Below are 4,040 nucleotides of genomic sequence, written 5' to 3'. Positions count from 1 at the left end.
TCTTCCAGTCCGGCGACAATACCGTGTCTCACAATGAAATTGCAGATTTCAGGTACACCGGGGTCTCTGTGGGATGGGTGTGGGGATATGGCAATAGCCCGGCAAAACGCAACAAGATCATCTATAACCACATCCATCATCTCGGGTGGGGCCTGCTGAGTGATATGGGCGGAGTGTATACGCTTGGGCCTTCCGAGGGCACAGTAGTGAGCAACAACACCATCCATGACATTTATTCTTACGGATACGGCGGCTGGGGACTGTATACTGATGAGGGCTCAACAGGCATACTGGAAGAAAACAACCTGGTCTATAACTGCAAAAGCTCCGGTTTTCATCAGCATTATGGCAAGGGCAATGTCATCCGCAATAATATTTTCGCCCTGCAGATCAAAGCGCAGCTCCAGGCAACAAGGGTGGAAGAACACCGGTCTTATTCATTTACGAATGACATCATTTATTTCAACAGCGGAAAACTCGGAGAAAATAACTGGGGCAAGGTAAATGCAGCGCTGGACAGTAATATTTATTGGGATACCCGGAATCCGGCTATGAAAGTAGACAAGGAAAAAAATTCATTGGTAGCAGACCCGAAATTTGCTGATCTCCCTGCCTACGACTTTGCAATCAGGAATAAAAAGGCAATCAAGAGCATTGGTTTTAAGCCGTTTGACTATACTAAAGCCGGAGTATATGGAAGCAGTTCCTGGAAAGAGCTGGCCCGGTTTGATCCCGGACTGGCTCAGCAATTTAGTGAAATGGTAGAGCAGAAGCTTAAAGAAGGAGGCTGAGAATTGATACTTAACGTGTTGCGATGATCAATTGCTTAATGGCGCCGAGATGGTAGGCCGCATGAGGAATTAACGCCAGCGTACCTTGTCTGAACTGGTCATTTGACCAGTCCTTTCTTTCTGCAATTGCTGTTCTGAGATCTTTATAGGCGCTAAGCAGGTCCTGTTGTAATTTCCGCCACTCTTCATCGTTTACCTCATGGATCCTCCAGCTTTCGGACCAGTCGGGCGAAGGCATTTTTCCGTCGAAGTACTCCAGGGCCACGCGTATACTCCAGCGCAGGTGTTCGGTATGTGCCGCGATTGTTGACCCGCCTTCTACAGTAGGCTTAGAAGCCTGGACGGCATCGATCTGTTCTATGGCTTTTGTAAAACCATGTCCGGGTTTCATGTCGATCACCCAGGTGTGTTTGCCTGATGAACCAACATACAGTTCATCAAGCAGCTCAAGTAGAGATGAGATTATTGCTTCCATATTAGCATAACCATTATCTTTTTGAAATGTTTTTAATTCAGCTACACCCCGAATTGTCTCAGGTGGTGGTCAGCATGTTTGTAAGCAAATACGCCGATTTGTTCTTTCGTCATTTTTCCAAAAAAGTCGTGAATGAAACGTTCGTTTGAATAGTCCTCATAATCTGCTATCAAATTGACCCAGCTTGTTTTCTGGACTTTTAAATCACCTTCTTTCTCTTTCACGGCAAATTTACCAGCCGGCATATTTTTACCCAGTGGCCTGTCGTCTTTGGTATTGCTCCTGAGGGCCATTTTGCCGAAAATCCTGCCCAAAAGCTCCTGCTTGTAAACATGGTTGTTTTTACCTAAAACCCATTCATCCCATATGGTGCAGTGCCTGGTCATTTGGAAAATATTCATCCTGCCCCAATGCGGTTTGCTGTTTTCATGAAGGGTACTGACTCTTGCCATTAATTCATCCCTTGTCGTCTTGTCAAATATTGTTTTCATGATCAAAATTATTTAGAGGTTGCAGAGAAAAATAGTTGCCGGAGTCGTCTTTAAATAATGCTTCTGCTCCATAAAACTCCTTGGTTGGTGGTTTAATGAATTCAACGCCTTTGGCTTTCAGCTCTTCATAAGTAGCGAATATATCTTTACAGGTTAAAACGCCGCAGCCAAATATTCCTCTTTTGATGAGGTCTATTAAGTTTTCTGCAATTTCCTTGGGAAACATCTTGCTCACTGTAACGGGAAACAATACCAGCTGTAAGTCGGGTTGTTCGGGAGGAGAGACGGTCAGCCAGCGTGTTTCCGGCCCCATAGGGATATCGTCGACTAATTTGAAGCCCAATTTGTTTACATAGAAGTCATAGGCACTATTTTGGTCCAGGACATGAATGTTTGTAACGGTCATTTTTGTAATCATGATATTTAATATTTGATGTTAAACCGATACAAACTTCAGCAATAATTCAGGTATCAGGTTCTTCAAAATTGCTATTCTCAAGCCAGCCATGCTGGTAAGCATAACAGCCCGGTACAAAGGCAAGTGGTGCTGCACTGATTTTTTTTTGAGTTTGCTGTTGATGTTTCAAATAGCCTGATGGAGACTTGCCTGTTAATTTTGAAAAAAGTCCGCTGAATGATGACAGGCTTTCAAAGCCAACCGAAAAACACACTTCAGTAACTGTAATGCCACTTTTCAGCAGTTCCTTAGCCTTTTCAATTCTGACGTATTTTAAATATTGATGCGGCGTCTTTCCATATGCAGACTTGAACAGCCGAAGAAAATGGAACTTGGAAAAATACGCTTCATCTGAAATATTGTTAAGATCCAATTTGTCTGCATAGTTGTTGTCGATGAAGAGTTTTGCCTGAACTATTCGTCTGTATAAATAGACTTTTGGATATTGTTCTGCTGTCATTTTTTTATGAGTTAATTAACAAAATAACAGTTTTACTGACTATACAAGTAAAGTTTAAGTTTTTTATAATTGATAATTGCGTTGTATTTTAGCAGCAGGTCGCTGCCGATGATACCGATAACAGGCGGATGGCCAAGACCTTCATAAGCCTCGTTTACGCCTTCCAGGTCAAGCGCTACAGTTTCATAATCGTTAAGGACCAGTCGCCCGATTTTTAGTTTTGGGATAACTGCCTGCAGGGTGCTGGAGGTGGTAAACAAGGTGGTGGCATGAACCTCTTCACTATGAATGAGTTCAGGCAGGTGATCTTTGAGCCAGGTCTTATCGAATACAGATCTTGAAGCGCCTGTATCAACCACGGCAAATGACTTTTGTCCGAAAACAACAGTTTCCACCAGCAGGTGGAAACCGTCGTCTTGTAAATTTATTAAAGTTATTGGAACGGTGATTGTCCGCATTAAATCAGTTTCATTTCCGTGAGCACGTTATTCATGCTGCGTACTGCGTCTGCACTTTTGTTGAATGTGGCCTGTTCCTCATCACTTAGTTTGAAGTCCAGGATCTTCTCTACTCCGTTCTTTCCAATGATAACTGGTACAACCAGAGAAATGTCACTTTGTCCATATTCACCGTCCAGGTATACTCCCGAAGAGATCAGTTTCTTTTCGTCACGAACAATGCTTTCGACCATCGCAGCGGTGCCGGCTCCGGGGGCGTACCACGCTGAAGTGCCGATTAGGCCGGTTAACGTAGCTCCGCCTACCATGGTAGCTTTCACGATTTTATCCTGCTGCTCTTTGCTGAGCAGCTGAGTAACGGGAATACTGTTCCAGGTGGCATGGCTGATCAGCGGGATCATGGTGGTATCGCCGTGTCCGCCGATCACAACTGCATTCAGATCACCGGGTGAGCAATTCAGTTCCTGACTCAGGTAATATTTGAATCTTGCCGAATCCAGTGCACCGCCCATACCGATGATGCGGTTTTTTGGAAGGCCTGATGTTTTCAGGGTAAGATAGTTCATGGTGTCCATAGGGTTTGAAACCACGATGATGATCGTATTTGGTGAATACTTCAGGATGTTTTCTGTAACACCCTTTACGATATTGGCATTTGTGCCGATGAGTTCTTCGCGGGTCATACCGGGCTTGCGCGGAAGGCCGGAAGTGATGACCACTACTTCGGAGTCCGCTGTGCTGGCGTAGTCGTTGGTCACTCCTTTTATTTTAGTGTCAAATCCCAGCAAGGCTGCCGTTTGCATCATGTCTATAGATTTGCCTTCAGCAAAGCCTTCTTTGATGTCAAGTAAAATAAGCTCTTGTGCCAGCTCTTTTCTGGCAATATTATCTGCACAAGTAGCGCCAAC

At 44.3% G+C, this 4,040-nt stretch carries 7 protein-coding genes; 1 reads left to right on the top strand and 6 read right to left on the bottom strand.

Annotation, left to right across the window (positions count from 1 at the left end; translation table 11 throughout):
• Positions 1-791, top strand: a 791-nt coding sequence (locus tag VK541_RS23305) for a right-handed parallel beta-helix repeat-containing protein (RefSeq protein WP_324372984.1), incomplete at its 5' end; no start/stop codon positions are given.
• Positions 792-801: 10 nt separating this feature from the next.
• Here VK541_RS23305 and VK541_RS23300 read toward each other — a convergent pair.
• From VK541_RS23300 to VK541_RS23275, 6 genes are all read right to left on the bottom strand, one after another.
• Positions 802-1,266, bottom strand: a complete 465-nt coding sequence (locus VK541_RS23300) for a DinB family protein (protein ID WP_324372983.1) — start codon at positions 1,264-1,266, stop codon at positions 802-804.
• A gap of 41 nt (positions 1,267-1,307) precedes the next feature.
• Positions 1,308-1,757 (bottom strand): DUF1569 domain-containing protein, encoded by a 450-nt coding sequence (locus VK541_RS23295; RefSeq protein ID WP_324372982.1) that lies wholly within the window; start codon positions 1,755-1,757, stop codon positions 1,308-1,310.
• On the bottom strand, positions 1,741-2,175 hold the full coding sequence (locus VK541_RS23290; RefSeq protein ID WP_324372981.1) for a VOC family protein: 435 nt from the start codon (positions 2,173-2,175) through the stop codon (positions 1,741-1,743). Before VK541_RS23290 ends, VK541_RS23295 begins: the two co-directional genes overlap by 17 nt.
• Positions 2,176-2,221: 46 nt before the next feature.
• Positions 2,222-2,674: an AraC family transcriptional regulator gene (locus VK541_RS23285; protein WP_324372980.1), complete on the bottom strand. Its 453-nt coding sequence runs from the start codon at positions 2,672-2,674 to the stop codon at positions 2,222-2,224.
• Between the two features lie 32 nt (positions 2,675-2,706).
• The gene (locus VK541_RS23280) at positions 2,707-3,132 is read right to left on the bottom strand and encodes an aspartyl protease family protein (RefSeq protein WP_324372979.1); all 426 of its coding nucleotides are present in this window, start codon (positions 3,130-3,132) and stop codon (positions 2,707-2,709) included.
• Positions 3,132-4,040, bottom strand: a 909-nt coding sequence (locus VK541_RS23275) for a malate dehydrogenase (protein ID WP_324372978.1), incomplete at its 5' end; no start/stop codon positions are given. The genes VK541_RS23280 and VK541_RS23275, both read right to left, overlap by 1 nt.

The organism is Pedobacter sp. (assembly GCF_035317785.1).
In the GTDB taxonomy this organism is placed as follows: domain Bacteria; phylum Bacteroidota; class Bacteroidia; order Sphingobacteriales; family Sphingobacteriaceae; genus Pedobacter.
Note: the sequence above shows the minus strand (reverse complement) of the source record. Positions and strands in the feature narration are given on the sequence as shown.

Coding starts and splice junctions, on each gene's coding strand:
- VK541_RS23300 (WP_324372983.1), bottom strand. CDS start 1,266: ATGGAAGCAATAATCTCATCTCTACTTGAGCTGCTTGATGAACTGTAT.
- VK541_RS23280 (WP_324372979.1), bottom strand. CDS start 3,132: ATGCGGACAATCACCGTTCCAATAACTTTAATAAATTTACAAGACGAC.
- VK541_RS23285 (WP_324372980.1), bottom strand. CDS start 2,674: ATGACAGCAGAACAATATCCAAAAGTCTATTTATACAGACGAATAGTT.
- VK541_RS23290 (WP_324372981.1), bottom strand. CDS start 2,175: ATGATTACAAAAATGACCGTTACAAACATTCATGTCCTGGACCAAAAT.
- VK541_RS23295 (WP_324372982.1), bottom strand. CDS start 1,757: ATGAAAACAATATTTGACAAGACGACAAGGGATGAATTAATGGCAAGA.